The sequence below is a fragment of the Halohasta litorea genome (assembly GCF_024494645.1).
GTDB lineage: Archaea > Halobacteriota > Halobacteria > Halobacteriales > Haloferacaceae > Halohasta > Halohasta litorea.
On record NZ_JANHDJ010000004.1, the window covers coordinates 123,713 to 137,887 of the forward strand.

18 protein-coding genes are annotated in these 14,175 nt (G+C 62.3%); 9 read left to right on the forward strand and 9 right to left on the reverse strand.

Annotated elements, in window-relative coordinates:
• Nucleotides 1-55: 55 nt before the first annotated feature.
• On the reverse strand, nucleotides 56-328 hold the full coding sequence (locus NO877_RS10975; RefSeq protein ID WP_256396380.1) for a MarR family transcriptional regulator: 273 nt from the start codon (nucleotides 326-328) through the stop codon (nucleotides 56-58).
• A 196-nt stretch (nucleotides 329-524) separates the two neighbouring features.
• On the opposite strand from NO877_RS10975, the gene NO877_RS10980 reads away from it, so the two are divergent.
• The 3 genes from NO877_RS10980 to NO877_RS10990 all read left to right on the forward strand — a co-directional run bounded on the left by NO877_RS10980 (nucleotide 525) and on the right by NO877_RS10990 (nucleotide 1,963).
• Nucleotides 525-1,229, forward strand: coding sequence for a class I SAM-dependent methyltransferase (locus NO877_RS10980; protein ID WP_256396381.1), 705 nt, complete (start codon nucleotides 525-527; stop codon nucleotides 1,227-1,229).
• An 84-nt stretch (nucleotides 1,230-1,313) separates the two neighbouring features.
• Nucleotides 1,314-1,739, forward strand: coding sequence for a YybH family protein (locus NO877_RS10985; protein WP_256396382.1), 426 nt, complete (start codon nucleotides 1,314-1,316; stop codon nucleotides 1,737-1,739).
• On the forward strand, nucleotides 1,739-1,963 hold the full coding sequence (locus tag NO877_RS10990) for a hypothetical protein (RefSeq protein WP_256396383.1): 225 nt from the start codon (nucleotides 1,739-1,741) through the stop codon (nucleotides 1,961-1,963). The genes NO877_RS10985 and NO877_RS10990 overlap by 1 nt, the downstream gene beginning before the upstream one ends.
• An 8-nt stretch (nucleotides 1,964-1,971) precedes the next feature.
• Here the strand turns inward: NO877_RS10990 and NO877_RS10995 are convergent, their stop codons facing one another.
• On the reverse strand, nucleotides 1,972-2,922 hold the full coding sequence (locus NO877_RS10995; RefSeq protein ID WP_256396384.1) for a zinc-dependent metalloprotease: 951 nt from the start codon (nucleotides 2,920-2,922) through the stop codon (nucleotides 1,972-1,974).
• A gap of 69 nt (nucleotides 2,923-2,991) precedes the next feature.
• Nucleotides 2,992-3,228: a hypothetical protein gene (locus NO877_RS11000; protein ID WP_256396385.1), complete on the reverse strand. Its 237-nt coding sequence runs from the start codon at nucleotides 3,226-3,228 to the stop codon at nucleotides 2,992-2,994.
• A 110-nt stretch (nucleotides 3,229-3,338) separates the two neighbouring features.
• Here NO877_RS11000 and NO877_RS11005 point away from each other — a divergent pair, with 110 nt between their 5' ends.
• Nucleotides 3,339-4,400 carry a M20/M25/M40 family metallo-hydrolase gene (locus NO877_RS11005; protein WP_256396386.1) on the forward strand — a complete coding sequence of 354 codons (1,062 nt, stop codon included), beginning with the start codon at nucleotides 3,339-3,341 and terminating at the stop codon, nucleotides 4,398-4,400.
• 565 nt (nucleotides 4,401-4,965) lie between these two features.
• Here NO877_RS11005 and NO877_RS11010 read toward each other — a convergent pair.
• Nucleotides 4,966-5,304, reverse strand: a complete 339-nt coding sequence (locus NO877_RS11010) for a hypothetical protein (protein WP_256396387.1) — start codon at nucleotides 5,302-5,304, stop codon at nucleotides 4,966-4,968.
• Between the two features lie 141 nt (nucleotides 5,305-5,445).
• On the opposite strand from NO877_RS11010, the gene NO877_RS11015 reads away from it, so the two are divergent.
• Nucleotides 5,446-5,934: a 50S ribosomal protein L11 gene (locus NO877_RS11015; RefSeq protein WP_256396388.1), complete on the forward strand. Its 489-nt coding sequence runs from the start codon at nucleotides 5,446-5,448 to the stop codon at nucleotides 5,932-5,934.
• Between the two features lie 129 nt (nucleotides 5,935-6,063).
• Here the strand turns inward: NO877_RS11015 and NO877_RS11020 are convergent, their stop codons facing one another.
• Nucleotides 6,064-6,675 carry a chemotaxis protein CheC gene (locus NO877_RS11020; protein WP_256396389.1) on the reverse strand — a complete coding sequence of 204 codons (612 nt, stop codon included), beginning with the start codon at nucleotides 6,673-6,675 and terminating at the stop codon, nucleotides 6,064-6,066.
• A 245-nt stretch (nucleotides 6,676-6,920) separates the two neighbouring features.
• Between NO877_RS11020 and NO877_RS11025 the strand changes: the two genes are divergently transcribed.
• The 4 genes from NO877_RS11025 to NO877_RS11040 all read left to right on the forward strand — a co-directional run bounded on the left by NO877_RS11025 (nucleotide 6,921) and on the right by NO877_RS11040 (nucleotide 10,328).
• The gene (locus tag NO877_RS11025; RefSeq protein ID WP_256396390.1) at nucleotides 6,921-7,562 is read left to right on the forward strand and encodes a 50S ribosomal protein L1; all 642 of its coding nucleotides are present in this window, start codon (nucleotides 6,921-6,923) and stop codon (nucleotides 7,560-7,562) included.
• On the forward strand, nucleotides 7,562-8,623 hold the full coding sequence (locus NO877_RS11030) for a 50S ribosomal protein L10 (RefSeq protein WP_256396391.1): 1,062 nt from the start codon (nucleotides 7,562-7,564) through the stop codon (nucleotides 8,621-8,623). Before NO877_RS11025 ends, NO877_RS11030 begins: the two co-directional genes overlap by 1 nt.
• A gap of 21 nt (nucleotides 8,624-8,644) precedes the next feature.
• Entirely contained in the window at nucleotides 8,645-8,989 is a 345-nt protein-coding gene (rpl12p, locus tag NO877_RS11035; protein ID WP_256396392.1) for a 50S ribosomal protein P1, read from the forward strand.
• Nucleotides 8,990-9,095: 106 nt separating this feature from the next.
• Nucleotides 9,096-10,328, forward strand: coding sequence for a tripartite tricarboxylate transporter permease (locus NO877_RS11040; protein ID WP_256396393.1), 1,233 nt, complete (start codon nucleotides 9,096-9,098; stop codon nucleotides 10,326-10,328).
• A gap of 34 nt (nucleotides 10,329-10,362) precedes the next feature.
• On the opposite strand, the gene NO877_RS11045 is transcribed toward NO877_RS11040, so the two are convergent.
• The 4 genes from NO877_RS11045 to NO877_RS11060 all read right to left on the reverse strand — a co-directional run bounded on the left by NO877_RS11045 (nucleotide 10,363) and on the right by NO877_RS11060 (nucleotide 14,078).
• Nucleotides 10,363-10,770 carry a TRAM domain-containing protein gene (locus NO877_RS11045; RefSeq protein WP_256396394.1) on the reverse strand — a complete coding sequence of 136 codons (408 nt, stop codon included), beginning with the start codon at nucleotides 10,768-10,770 and terminating at the stop codon, nucleotides 10,363-10,365.
• 66 nt (nucleotides 10,771-10,836) lie between these two features.
• The gene (locus NO877_RS11050; RefSeq protein WP_256396395.1) at nucleotides 10,837-11,520 is read right to left on the reverse strand and encodes a YkgJ family cysteine cluster protein; all 684 of its coding nucleotides are present in this window, start codon (nucleotides 11,518-11,520) and stop codon (nucleotides 10,837-10,839) included.
• A 3-nt stretch (nucleotides 11,521-11,523) separates the two neighbouring features.
• A complete protein-coding gene (locus NO877_RS11055) occupies nucleotides 11,524-12,330 on the reverse strand; it encodes an MBL fold metallo-hydrolase (protein ID WP_256396396.1) in 807 nt (268 codons plus the stop codon).
• Between the two features lie 26 nt (nucleotides 12,331-12,356).
• Nucleotides 12,357-14,078, reverse strand: a complete 1,722-nt coding sequence (locus NO877_RS11060) for a radical SAM protein (protein ID WP_256396397.1) — start codon at nucleotides 14,076-14,078, stop codon at nucleotides 12,357-12,359.
• Between the last annotated feature and the right edge of the window lie 97 nt (nucleotides 14,079-14,175).

Below are 14,175 nucleotides of genomic sequence, written 5' to 3' on the forward strand. Positions count from 1 at the left end.
ATGGCGGATTGCTAATTCCTACAGAAAAAACAGTGAAAGATACGGTATTGTTTCGTTACGTGTTGAGATAGTAGACCTGTTTGCGTGCGTCTTTGAAACTGTAGCGCGAGCCGACGAGCTCGGATTCCTCCAGTCGGTTAAGTGCGTACCGCACCGTCCGATCCGGCAGCAGCGATTCGTCGGCCAACTGGCCCTGGGAGAGCGGTTGGTCGGTTTCGAGAACTTTGGCGACGAGTTTCGCACTCGGCGGCAACTCACGGAGTCGGTTACGGAACTCGGTTTCTGACAGCTCCACATGACCGCTGGCCTCGACCGGACTAGTGCTCATGATAACTCGAATCAAGCGCCCGGTGGTAAAGGTTGTCTACATATCTCGCAAATCAGTACCTATTGTATAAGGGGATACTAGTATAAATCCGGAAATTAGTGTCCGAACAGCGTCGGTTCGCTGGTCGAATGTGTATCCGGGAGTGACGGTCGTATCCAGTACGGTTTTAGTGCTCCAGTGTGCAAATTCGGCTACTGTGAAAGGCAAAGAGTGGTATCAGGCCGACGATGTCGCCGAGGAGTACGACGACAAACGCTTTTCTGAAGGTGGGGCGTTCATTGATCGGCGGGAAAAGGAGGCCGTCCTCTCTGCGCTCGGTCCGGTCGAGGGAGAACGAATCCTGGAGGTCGCCTGCGGCACCGGTCGGTTCACGGTGATGATGGCCCAACAGGGCGCGGATATCATCGGTCTCGATATCTCGCCCGCGATGCTCTCACAGGGTCGACAGAAGGCCAAAGAGGTAGGTGTCGACGACCACGTCGAGTTCATGCGCGGCGATGCCGCCCGGCTGCCGTTCCCCGATGACCACTTCGATGCCGTCTTCGCAATGCGGTTTTTCCATCTCGCGGACCGTCCCGTGACCTTTCTGCGCGAACTCCGTCGTGTCTCGAAGGGAGAGGTGTTTTTCGACACGTTCAACCTCGGGAGCACGCGCGTGATCTACAACTGGCTGTTGCCGATGGGATCGCGGCTCTACTCCCGGCGTGACGTCGAGAGCCTGCTTGCGGATTCGGAGCTCGAACTCCGCTCGGAGTCACACGACTTCATCCTCCCGTACGGGCTGTATCGACAGCTTCCACGGGAGGTCGCCCGGCCGCTCCGGCGGCTCGATACGGGACTCGGCAAGAGCACGGTGGGTGACCGACTAGCCTCTGTCTCCTATTGGCACACGACGAAGTAGGAACCGCCGATCCGGCGGGACCGACACGGTATTGACCGACTACTAAAACACTGATTTGAAGCCCCCTGCGGTCGACGGCCAACTATGCACCAGGACGCCGAGACAACGATCACTGCCTACTACGAGGCACTGCGGGAGGGTGAATCGCTGTCGTCGTTTTTCGCGGAGGCACCCGACAGCATCAAGATCGGGCTCAGCGAGCGGCTGGTCGGCTACGCCGATATCGCCGCGGGGCTCTCCGAGCAGACCGCGACGACCGACGACTGGACCGTCGAGAGCCACGACCTGTCGGTCTCGGTCGACGGGAACCTCGCGTGGTTCAGCGACCGGGTGTCGATGGCGTGGACCGACACCCAGACCGACTCCGACTACGAGTTCGACACCCGGTGGACGGGCACGCTCCAACGGCGTGAGAACGGCGATGAGTGGCAGTTCGTCACGCTCCACGTCTCGGCCCCCACGGCGGAGTTACAGAACCCCGAGGACGACCTGTTTAGTTGGGACGGCTGATGGTCGGGTCGAGTCTCACGGATGACGAAAAGACGACAGCCAACAGACGCCTCAAGATCGGGTTCGTCCTCCTGGTTGCGGGATCGATGGCCCTGATGTCGCTGCAGATCGATCCGACACCGCTCGAAGTCGCAGCCGTCTTCGGGGTCGGTATCGGTGTCGGGCTCGTCCTGCTGTGGTTCGTGTTACGGAACTTCCGGGAGTTCCGGCAGTCGCTCCGCTGAGCGGCCCCTTAGGCCTCGACGCGATGGAGCCACCGCCCCGGACTGTCGAGTTCCTCGTCGGTCGGAAGGTTCTCCGGCCGGTCCCAAACCGCGCTGGCGGCTGCCAGTCCGCGGGCGTCGGCGATCGCCGTGAAGAACTCCGCGCCGCGTTCGTACTGCTGGCGTTTGAGTCCCAAGCCGAGCAGCCGCCGCATCAGTTGGACGAAGGGGCCACCGCCCTGTCGACGGGCATCGAGTTTGGCCCGGAGGTCGGCGTACTCCTCGTCGAAGGCCTGATCCATCAGGAGTTCGGCGTACCCCTCGACGGCGGTCATCGCGGTGTTGAGCTCCTGGAACGCCTCGCGGTCGAGATTCCCCTCCGAGAGCGCGCTGACCGTCCCCTGCATCCGGTCTTCGAGATAGCCCGGCAGCCACGGGGCCGCGCCGAACTCCGCGGCATGCGAGACCTCGTGGAAGGCGATCCACCGGCGGAACCGTGGGTAGTCGACGTCCAACTGGCGGGCGACGCGCTGGATGTTCGGTCGCACGAAGTACAGCGAGTGGTTGTCGGTGTCAGCCAACAGCAGGGGATCGTACTGGCCGAGGACGTTCCGGCCGAGGAAGCCCAGCGTGACTGCCATCGTCCCGGTGTTGATCGCCCGCGAGACGCCGGGGAACATCGTCGTCTGCTCCTCTAGCGGTTCGACGACCCGGCGGAAGGTAGCGACGTTGGCGTCGATCCAGTGGTGGCGGTTCTGGATTTCGATGGTTTCGGGGAGGTCAAAGGAGACGCCACCGACCGATCGGAGTCGATCGCGGGCCGCACGGACATCCGTTCGGTACCCCTGTTGTTCCTCGCTCGAAAGCCGGATGTCGCCGCTCGGCGTTGCGGCTTTGGCGGCCGTAGCGACGGCAGTCCAGTCGACGATGCCGTCGCCGCCGGAGTCGGCTACCGCCTGCACGCTACGAAAGAGATCCATGCGGTAGTGGAGGGCGCGCGCAACCAAAGTCCTTGTGCGGGGGTGTCGCCCCGCCGTCAGTTGACGGTGTCAGTCGAAGCCAGCGATCTCCTCGTCGGCGTCCTCGCCGAGGAGCTTCGTCGCCATCAGCACCAACACCGCGAGGACGCCGACAACCAAGAGCAGCGCGCCGAGCGAGCGCCCGCCCGAGTCGTCGACTGTCTCAGCGGCCGGTTCGTCGGCCTCGCTCGTGGAGCTGCGGAGTGATTTCGGACCGAGTTGGATGTCTCCATGGGGGTGGAGTTCGAGTAATGTAATGTCTCCCATACGGCAGTATACGCCGAACCCGCCTAAATCGGTTGTGGCGTTTCTGGCCTCGCCAGCCGATAGCCACGCGAAACGCTAGGTTGATAGGTGTGCTGTCAGTTGCCACAGACATGGACGACACACCGCGGGACTTTTTGGAGGCACTGCTGTCGACACCTAGCCCCTCTGGCTACGAGACCGACGGCCAGCGCGTCTGGATCGACTACGTCAGCGAGTTCGCCGACGACGTGTGGACCGACGACTACGGCAACACCGTGGCGGTCCACGAGGGATCGGGCGACGGCCCCGAGATCGCTTTTACGGGTCACGCCGACGAGATCGGCTTCATCGTCCGGGATATCGACGACAACGGCTTTCTGCGGATCTCCAGGATCGGCGGCTCGGACCGCACGATTTCGCAGGGCCAACACGTCACGGTCCACAGCGATGAGCCGGTCCAGGGTGTCATCGGCCAGACGGCGATCCATCTCCGCGACGTGGGCAGCGAAGAGTACAACGATATCGCAGAGCAGTTCGTCGACATCGGCGCGGCCGACAGCGAGGAGGCCGAACAGCTCGTCGAGGTCGGCGACCCGATCACCTTCTCGACGGAACTGTTCGAACTCAACGGCACGCGACTCTCCGCGCGGGGAATGGACAACCGCGTCGGCACCTGGAGCGCCGCCGAGGGGCTGCGCCACGCCGTCGAACACGATGTCGAGGCGACGGTGTATGCAGTGAGCACCGTCCAGGAGGAAGTCGGGATCAAAGGCGCACAGATGGTCGGCTTCGACCTCGATCCCGACGCCGCCATCGCGATCGACGTCACCCATGCGACCGACAACCCCGACGTGAAGGGCAAACATCAAGGGCCAGTCGAACTCGGCGCGGGGCCGGTCGTCTCGCGCGGGAGCGCGAACCATCCCAATGTGGTCGACCTCGCTCGGCAGGCTGCCGAGGACGCGGAGGTCGACATTCAGTTGCAGGCCACAGGCACCCGAACCGGCACCGACGCCGACGCCTTTTATACCAGCCGGAGCGGAATTCCCTCGCTGAACCTCGGGATTCCGAACCGCTACATGCACACGCCGGTCGAGGTCATCGACACCGAGGATCTTGACGGCGTGGCGGCGCTGCTCGGGGCGGTTGCCGAAGCGGCGGGCGACGTCGACTCGTTTGCGGTCGAGTTCTGAATCGACGTTCGTTTGCTCGTTTGCTAGTCGTACGTAATTGCAGCAGTCGACGGATCGTACCTGTGAGCGGGTTACCCGGTTTCAGATGGGATGAACCGGACACTGCCAAGATAGACACCGGCGAGAAGTACGCTGGTTAGTACGCCAATTGTGATACTGATGAGTATCGATTTAGATGGCGTAACGGCAATTGGTCTCGGTTGGATAACATAGTGATAGAGATACGAGATCTGCTTATTGAATACATACGGAACAAAAAATCCAGAGAAGCTACTGATGCCGAAAAGAGCTACCAGTAGGAGACGAATAGACCCAGACAGGCTCCGTCGAGCAGTGTCAAAATAAATCATCCCGGACATAAGTGGAGCCACGAGCAGCCCACTCACAACTAACATCAATAGATAACTCATAATTTGTCTTGGTTGAATTGTCATACTTTTTATTTGATTAAACTTGCGCAAGCCCTCACCGCGTTTTGAACAGGGTCGACAGTCGAAACAATCCCATGGGTAGGATGACTCGTTCTCCGTTAAGTTCTGAGTCCGGTCCGAGCGATCTCCCGGAACTAGTTCGATTGTGGCGGTCGAAACCGACTCCCGACGAGGTAGGCACAGCCGACGACGCCACTGAGCAGCAGGCCGGTAGCGATACTCACGATCACCCACTCCAATGGGTGGACCGTAATCGGCCGGGGCTTGAGTACGATATAATAAATGTAGCCGAGTTGCTCCTGGAACCCATACGGGACGAGGAACCCGGCGAAACTTCCGAGCCCGACGACTCCCGCAAGGAGCGGTCGTCGACCGTCCCACATCCCTCGCCGGGTGGCATCGAGATAAATCACGCTGGCAACGACCGGGGCCAAGAGGAGGCCACTCCCGGCGAGGAGTCCCAGATACAGCATACGTTTGCACTCCAGTTCGCCTCGGAAATATCGTTTGGTGTGTCACACCGTGGTCGAACAGATCCCGTTTGCTGTGTCATTCACACGCGTGGAGCGGGGGAAAGAACAACCGTTAAAAGCCGAGACCGGTTTCATCCGCGTATGGCTGGAACTATCGAAGTACTCGTCGCTGGTGGCCAGGCCAACCCTGGCCCACCGCTCGGTCCGGAACTCGGTCCGACGCCGGTCGACGTCCAAGCAGTCGTACAGGAAATCAACGACGAGACCGACGCCTTCGACGGGATGGAAGTCCCGATCACTATCGAGTACGAAGACGACGGCTCCTTTGAGATCGAAGTCGGTGTCCCACCGACATCCGAACTCGTCAAAGACGAGGCCGGATTCTCCTCGGGCAGCGGTGAACCCCATGAGAACTTCGTCGCCGATATGTCGGTCGAGCAGCTCAAAAAGGTCGCCGAGCAGAAGTCGACCGACCTGCTGTCCTACGACGTGAAAAACGCCGCCAAAGAGGTCAGCGGTACCTGCATGACCCTCGGCGTCACCATCGACGGCGAGGACGCACGCACGTTCAAGGAACGCGTCGATGCGGGCGAGTACGACGACGTACTCGTCGACGACGCCAGCGCCTAATTCTCGGCGACCGAGTTTCTGCTTTCGTTGGTTCTTGAGTGCGAACAGTCGATACTCCGCCCCAATACGCGCGGCTATTTATAAAAGCAGCCAGCGACAAAACACGCGACGGTGAGTCTACGGTCGAATTCAGACGTTTGCGTCGACGTCGATCTGCCGAACGAGTTCGACAAGGGAGTCGAGCTGTGGGAAGGTGTAGACGGTGAGATCGAGATCGGTATCGTGAGTCGTGATCTCCGAGTCCAGGACGAACACCATCTCCTTGTCGGGCCAGCCGCCCATCTTGTCGATGATCTCCGCGGTCGAGCCGTAGGTAAACGTCGGCGTCGTCATGTTGACCGTCGTGTTGAGGACGTTCGCCCAGCCGTCGATGTAGCTGGAGGTCATGATGTTGCCGATCTCCTGGATCGCCGATTTCTCCATGCTGCTGAACCCACTGGAATCGTCGCCACCCATATCGCCCGGAATCATCGACTGGGCGAGTTCCTTGCTGTCGCGTGGATCGAGGAGAAACAGGACATTGCCGTACGGCGATTCGGTCAGCTCGATGCTGATGCCGACGGCGTTCCGGTTGCCGATGTGTTTCTTCACGTCGTCGATATGCAGAAAGTTGATTTTCGCCATCTCGATTTCGGCGTCCATCCCCGACATCTGACTCAAACTGTCGGCGACTTGAATCGAACCCTGTCGACAGATCTTATTAAATAGCTCCAGCTTGCGAATGTCGACCTTCAGACTCATTTCATAAAGACATCCTTCGCAAGCATAAAACACTGTATGAACCGCTGTGACCGCGGCCAACGGACGGGAGAGCTGCCGCCAAGACGGACTGTCACAAACTGGCGTAACATCGTGTGAAACACCCACAGACGGTCGAATCGGGTTCGACGGGTTTATACCGCTCATCCGCCACCTTCCGGTGAGACAGGCGTAGCCTGTGTCACTGACCCGTAGGAGCAGCATCCTGCGTACTACGGAGGTGAATAATGGCAGACGATACGATAGTAGAAGCAGTTTCTCGCGCGCTCGACGAGTCGCCACCACGGAATTTCCGTGAGACCGTCGACCTCGCGGTGAACCTGCGAGACTTAGACCTCAACGATCCAGCGAAACGTGTCGACGAGAGCATCGTGCTCCCGTCCGGAACCGGCCAGGAAACACAGATTATTGTGTTTGCCGAAGGTGAAACCGCCCTGCAGGCAGAGAGTGTTGCCGACGAGGTGCTCTCGGGGGACGACCTCGAAGACCTCGGCGACGATACCGACGCCGCCAAGGACCTCGCCGACGAGACCGACTTCTTCGTCGCCGAGGCCAGCCTGATGCAGGACATCGGCCGCTACCTCGGGACCGTCCTCGGTCCACGCGGTAAAATGCCGACACCGCTCCAGCCCGACGACGACGTCGTCGAGACTGTCAACCGGATGAAAAACACCGTCCAGGTTCGTTCCCGTGACCGACGAACGTTCCACACCCGCGTTGGTGCCGACGATATGTCCGAAGAGGACATCGCCTCGAACATCGACGTGATTATTCGGCGACTGGAAGCGAACCTCGAAAAGGGCCCGCTCAACCTTGATTCGATCTACGTCAAGACGACGATGGGCCCCGCCGTCGAGGTGAACGCCTAATGAGCCAGAGCGAATCCGTCCGCAAGACCGAGACGATCCCACAGTGGAAACAGGACGAGGTCGACGAACTCGTCGACTTCATTTCGAGCTACCAGTCGGTCGGCATCGTCGGCGTCGAAGGCATTCCGAGCCGACAGCTGCAGGCCATGCGCCGTGACCTCCACGGCAGTGCCGCCGTCCGGATGAGCCGCAACACGCTCGTCGTGCGCGCACTCGAAGAGGCCAACGAAGGCGTCGAGCAGCTCACCGAGTTCGTCGCCGGACAGGTCGCCCTGATCGGTACGAACGACAACCCCTTCGGACTCTTCAAACAGCTCGAAGCCTCGAAGACTCCCGCTCCGATCAGCGCGGGCGAGGTCGCGCCCAACGACATCGTCATCCCCGAGGGTGACACCGGCGTCGACCCCGGACCGTTCGTGGGCGAACTCCAGCAGGCCGGTGCTGACGCCCGAATCCAGGAGGGCTCCATTCAGGTGCTCTCCGACAGCACCGTCCTCTCGGAAGGCGAGGTCGTAGACCAGCAGCTCGCTGGCGTGCTGGGCGAGATGGGCATCGAGCCCAAAGAGGTCGGCCTCGACCTCAAACGAGTCTACTCCGAGGGCGTGTTGTTCACCCCGGACGAACTCGAAATCGACGTCGAGGAGTACCGCGCGGACATTCAGTCCGCCGCCGCAGCGGCCCGGAACCTCTCGATCAACGCGACCTACCCGACGACCGAAACCGCGCCGTCGCTCATCGCGAAGGCAACCGGCAACGCGAAATCGGTCGCGCTCTCCGGTGCCGTCGAGAGCCCGGACGTGCTGGGCGAACTCGTCGGTAAGGCCGACGGCCAGGTCCGCGCACTCGTCGACCAGATCGACGATCCCGAAGCACTCCCTGAAGAGCTCCGCGAGATCGATTCCTCGGCAGACGAGGAAAGCGGGGAAGCCGACGAGGCCGACGCTGAAGCGGCAGCCGACGACTCCGAGGCGGACGACGCACAGGCAGACGAAGACAACACGGAAGAGGCCGAGGCAGACGGCGACGACGAAGACGACGATGCCCTCGGAACGCTCTTCTAACAACCCAAGGAACCTACAACAATGGAATACGTTTACGCAGCACTCATCCTGAACGAGACCGGCGAAGAGATCAACGAAGACAACGTCACCGCAGTCCTCGACGCAGCAGGCGTCGATGTCGAGGAGTCCCGAGTCAAGGCGCTCGTCGCCGCACTCGAAGACGTCGACATCGAAGAGGCCATCGAGACGGCCGCAGCCGTCCCCGCCGCAGGCGGAGCCGGTGGCGCAGCCGACGCAGGCGCAGCCGACGAGGCTGAGGCTGACGATGGCGACGACGAGGCCGACGCTGACGAAGCCGAAGACGCAGCCGACGACGACGAAGACGAGGAAGCCGACGGCGAGGGCCTCGGCAACCTCTTCGGCTAAATCGGCACAGCTCGCAGACCCGTTATTTTTTGCGTGCTACGTGGTGAGCGGCAGCTACGTTCCCACGGCCCTATTCTTAAATCCGAAGGCGCGACCAGCACCGTCGATGGAGCTTTGGCTGCAAGCGGGGATCGATCCACAGGTCGTGGTCTCGTTCGTCAGCTTCGCCCTCGGCGGGGTCGCTCTCGGCACTGCCAGCGGGCTGGTCCCCGGCCTCCACGCTAACAACTTCGCGCTGTTGCTGGCGGCGACCGCGGCCTCGATTCCCGCCGATCCGCTGTTCGTCGGCGTGGCAATGCTCACCGCAGGCGTCGTCCACACGTTTCTCGACATCGTCCCGATGCTGTCGCTCGGGGTTCCGGACGCTGCGATGGCGATCTCCGCGCTGCCGGGCCACCGGCTGGTCCTGGAGGGCCGAGGACGCGAGGCCCTCCGGCTGTCGGCGGTCGGCAGCGGGCTGGCGGTCGCGGCTGCCCTCCCGCTGGCGCTCCCGATCACGTGGGCGATGACCCATGCGTATCCGTTTATAAGGGCCCACCTCTGGGTCGTCCTCGGCGCTGTCGTCTGTCTGCTCGTCGTGACTGAATCGTCGACCGAGGCGATCGTCGGCGGGCTGCTGTCGTTCGGCCTCGCCGCCGCGCTGGGCTGGGTCACCCTCGACGTGACGCCCAAGGCACCGTTGGATGCAGGGAGTATGCTCACCCCGCTTTTGACGGGGCTGTTCGGCGCGCCGATCTTGCTCGATGCGATGGGTGGCGGCGGAGTGCCGCCACAGGCCGATGCCAAACTCACGATGGGGCGGCGGGATTTGGGGCTCACCGCCGGAGCGGGCTCGGTCGCTGGCTCGATCGTCGGCTACCTGCCCGGCATCTCGGCGGCGATCGCCTCCGTGATGGCCCTGCCCGCGGTGCCGAACCGGGACGCCGACCGGGGGTTCATCGTGGCCACCAGCGGCGCGAACACGGCCAACACCGTCTTCGCACTGTTTGCGCTCATCGCGCTCGGGACGCCACGAACGGGCGTGATGGTCGCCGTCGACTCCACCGGTGTCCCCCTCGACGTACCGGTCCTCCTGGCGGCAGTCGTCGTCGGGGCGGCCTGCGGAACCCTGCTGGTGGTTGCGCTCGGTGACCGGTATCTGCTGACTGTCGGCCGAGCGGACTACACGCGCGTTTCGCTGGTCGTCCTGGCGTTTCTCTCCGTCCTTTCGTTCGCCTTTACCGGCCTATTCGGCGTGCTCGTCTTCGCGGTGTCGACGGTTGTCGGCCTCGTTCCACCGCGATTCGGCGCGCGGCGTGTCCATCTGATGGGCGTGCTCATCGGCCCGCTGATGATATAAATGATATAAAAGGGCTGCAGGAGGTCGGTCGAAACTACAGGTCTTCTTCGATGATCTCGCCGACCGCGAAGTTGGACTTGACTTCGGAGACTTCGATCTTCACGCGTTCGCCGACATCCGCACCGGGGACGATAATCACGTAGCCGCGCTCGACGCGGGCGATCCCGTCGCCCTGTTTGCCGATGTCTTCGATCTCGACATAGCGGAGTTCGCCCGCCTCGACGGGGGGTTGGGGTTCGCCCGACGGTCGGCTTGCAGTCGTCGGCTCGTCTGGTTCACCGGCCTCCGCAGCCGTCCTGGAGATGAGTGCCACGCGGTAGGTGTCGCCCGCCTCGACTGCACCGGTGTCGATCTCCCGTTTCGGGACCTCGACGGTGTAGCGGTCGTCTTCTTCGGTTATTTCAGCACTGAACAGACAGAGGAGTTGATCTGAGATTTCCATAATATACCTCTATCACAGTGTTATCATGGACCATAATAAAGTGACAGGATGACCGGTATGGAGTGACTACTCATTGAGCGGTCGACCATCCTGGGTTTTCGCACCCTCGGAGTCGTGGACCACGACCCTTTCGGTGTCAGCGGGCTCGTAGTTGTCCCGGACACCGATCGCCTCCTCCAACTCTCGGACGGCTCGCTTTTTAAGTGCCTCAGCCAGTTCCTCGGCCTCTTCCCGCGATATGTCCCGACCGAGGCCCTCGCATTCGTGGGCCCGAACCATACCTTCCGCATCTACTGCCTCGCCCATCGGCTGGCTCGTCCCGCCGAGGGCGACGCTGAACGGGTAGGTCTGACAGATCAAGGGTCGATCCTCGTGGACGCCACAGCTTCCAGTGCCGTCGTCGCTCTCAGTATAAAAGGTGCAGTCGCCACAGGAGTCGGTCTGGAGCGCCCACTCGAAGGTCTCGCCCTCGGGACCCTCATCGCCCTCGCTGAGTCCATACGGCATCGGTCGGGCGACGTCCCGCCAGTCGTAGTCGGTCGTCTCCTGGAGCCCCCTGACTTCGTCGGGAAACACGGTCGCGGTATGGGGCTCGCGGTCGCTTTTTCCCCCGTTGCCGTCGTCGGGGTCGTACCCCTTACAGCAGGCTCCACAGCGGGTACACTCGAAGCCGATCGTCTCGATAGCGTCAGCTAACGCCGCCACGTCGAGCCCGCGAGCGCGTTCGAGTTCGGTTTCGAGCGAGTCCATGGATTATCGGTCGACCAGCGTCGCCTGTTCGGTCTCGGGGTCCCACCGGACTCGATTTTCCTCGGCGAGTTTCCGAATGTGGGCGATCACCGTCTTGCGCGCGAGATCGGAGACCTCGCTGATGTCTTTCTCGTAGGCGCGGTCGACGATCTCCTCGACGTCCTCGGCATTAGTGGCCATCGCATCAAGCACCGACTGCTCCCGCTTCTCGCGGTGGGCGAGAAGCCGATCGATCGTCTCGCGTGGCTCGTCGATGATTGGCCCGTGGCCGGGGAAGACCACGTCCGGCTCGCGCTCCCGAACCCGACGCAGGGAGTCGAGGTAGTCGGCCATATCCGCATCGGGCCCACCGACGACGACGCTCCCCTCGGCGACGACCAGATCACCCGTGAAAATCGCCGTCCGGCCGTCGTCGAGCTCTACCTCGAAGGCGGTGTGGTCGCTGGCGTGGCCCGGTGTTTCGATCGCTGTCGCCGGGCCGATGGAGTGGCCCTCTCGGAACGTTCGAGCCGGGTAGACGCCGGTCGACTGGGCAAACCGGTTCTCGTAGCCGACCGGTGCCCAGACCGTCGCGTCCGTCTCGAAGGCGTAGGCTGTCAGCCCCGCGGTGTGGTCGGGATGGCAGTGGGTGGCGGTGATGTGGTCGGGCGCGCAGTCGGCGACGGCGTCGTCGACTGTTGGGTGTCGTGTGGCGGGGTCCAGGAGCAGCGATTGGTCGCCCTCGATCAGGTACACGTTCGTCTGGTCGGTCGTTGCGACGGTGTCGGTGGGGACCGAAATCCGTGTGATCTCCGTTGTGTGCTGTGTCATGGTTGGAGGCGTCGAGAGGGCAGTTTTCAGTCGGCCTGCTGTGGTGGGTTGGCGGTGACGTATTTCGTCAGGTCGATCGTCTCACCGGCCTCGCTGGCTGCCTCGTAGGGTCGGTCGACGATGATGTCGCCAGCGCGTTGTCGACCGATTCCGGGGAGGGCTTCGAGTTCGGTCATGCTCGCGCTGTTGATATCCAGCGGATAGGGCACTGCGGTGACCGAGCGGTAGCCGTGGTCGACAACGACCGCGTCGATCGTCGTCTCAAGCGGGTGTTCGCCGGGAATCCCGACGAGCAGGGGATAGGTACCCAGTTGTCGACCAAAGGTCCGGCCGTCCTGGTGGTATTCGAGATGGACGTCCGGGAGCACGGTTCCCTGTGGCGTCACCCGCTCCAACATCGGCTGATCGATCTCTTCGCGAATCTCTTTTTTATATGATTTAAATAGGTCCTTGTGGCCCTGGGCGATCTCCGCGCCGGTCTCGGACATATCGGTCCCGTCGAAGGCCATTACCTGCCGGATGTTGATCCGCCGGAGCATCAGCCCCTCGTCGTAGACGCGCTGGAGGAACTCGCGGTTGTGCTCGTAGGTCTCTCGCCGTTCGGCCTTCAGCCCGTGGAGGAGGTTGATCCCCGGCAGGAGTTTCGGCAGGCGGTTGGCTGCCCCTTCGCCGTGGGTCGGGGCCGCTTCGGCGTCCTCGCCGGGTCGCCAGCCCGCCTCCTCGTTGACGATTTTGACTGCCTCAAAGCACTCCTCGGCAGTCACGTTGAGGTTGTTTTCCTCCTGGACAAGCGGGTCGGCCGACTCCAGGCCGAACGCAGCGGTGTCGCCCGGCGTGTTGTGTTCGGCGATGATCCGGATACACTCCCGGCTGGCCTCGGGCCACTCGGTGATCGTAATCGGGTTCATATTGTCCAAGTGGAGGGTTTCGAGGTCGGGGGCGACCTCCCGAATCCCGCCGTAGAGCTGCCTGAGTGCCTCGGGGTTCGGAGCCTCGCCGTCGCCGCCGAATGCGAGAATGTCGGCCTGTCGACCTAGTCTGAAATGCCGGACCCCGTAGTCCGACAGCGCATCGACTTCCTCGACGACCGCTACGGGTGTCCGGAACGCCGGGTTGCCATATAAGGGCTCAGTGCAGAACGAACAGCGGTAGGCACAGCCCCGCGAGGTCTCCATTTCGCAGATCAGATGGTCGGGATGGTTGGGGTGTTGTTCGACGATGAACGCGCCGCCGGGGGCCCACCGTGCCAGTTCGTCGTTGTCCCGCATCCGATTGTTAAAGCCCTCCATGCCGGAGTCGACCAGATCGTAGACCGCGGCCTCGATGTCGCCTTTCGCCACGAAATCGTAGTCGAGATCCTTGCGCTCGGTCTCGGTCGCCCCGGCGTTCTCCTCGCCGACACCGAACCGAACCGGGCCGCCGAGGACGGAGGTCCCCTCGGCGACCCACGCCATCTCTTTGACTTCGTCGGGCTCGGCTGGGGTGCCGCCGACGTACTTGCCGGGGACGGTCATCCCGCCAACGTATATAAAGAGATCCGCCTCGGAGATCGCCCGCCACTTCTGTTTCTCCTCCCGGAGTTCGTCGATCGTGTGGTAGGTAATGTTCGATTGGGGGACGCCAGCGTCGACGAGCGCGCCGGCGGTAAAGCGTGGATACGTCGAGATGTAGGGTGGGACGCCGAAATGCGCCGGCTCGTCGACGTAGCCGTCGACGATGGTGACCGAGAGATCCGACGGATGAGTCATACGACCGTCTTCGGCGTCGACGCGCTAAAACTGTGCGGTCCGGGTATCGGCCGAATTTCCGCGCTCCACGTCATTTATGCCGGTGGCGACCCATTGT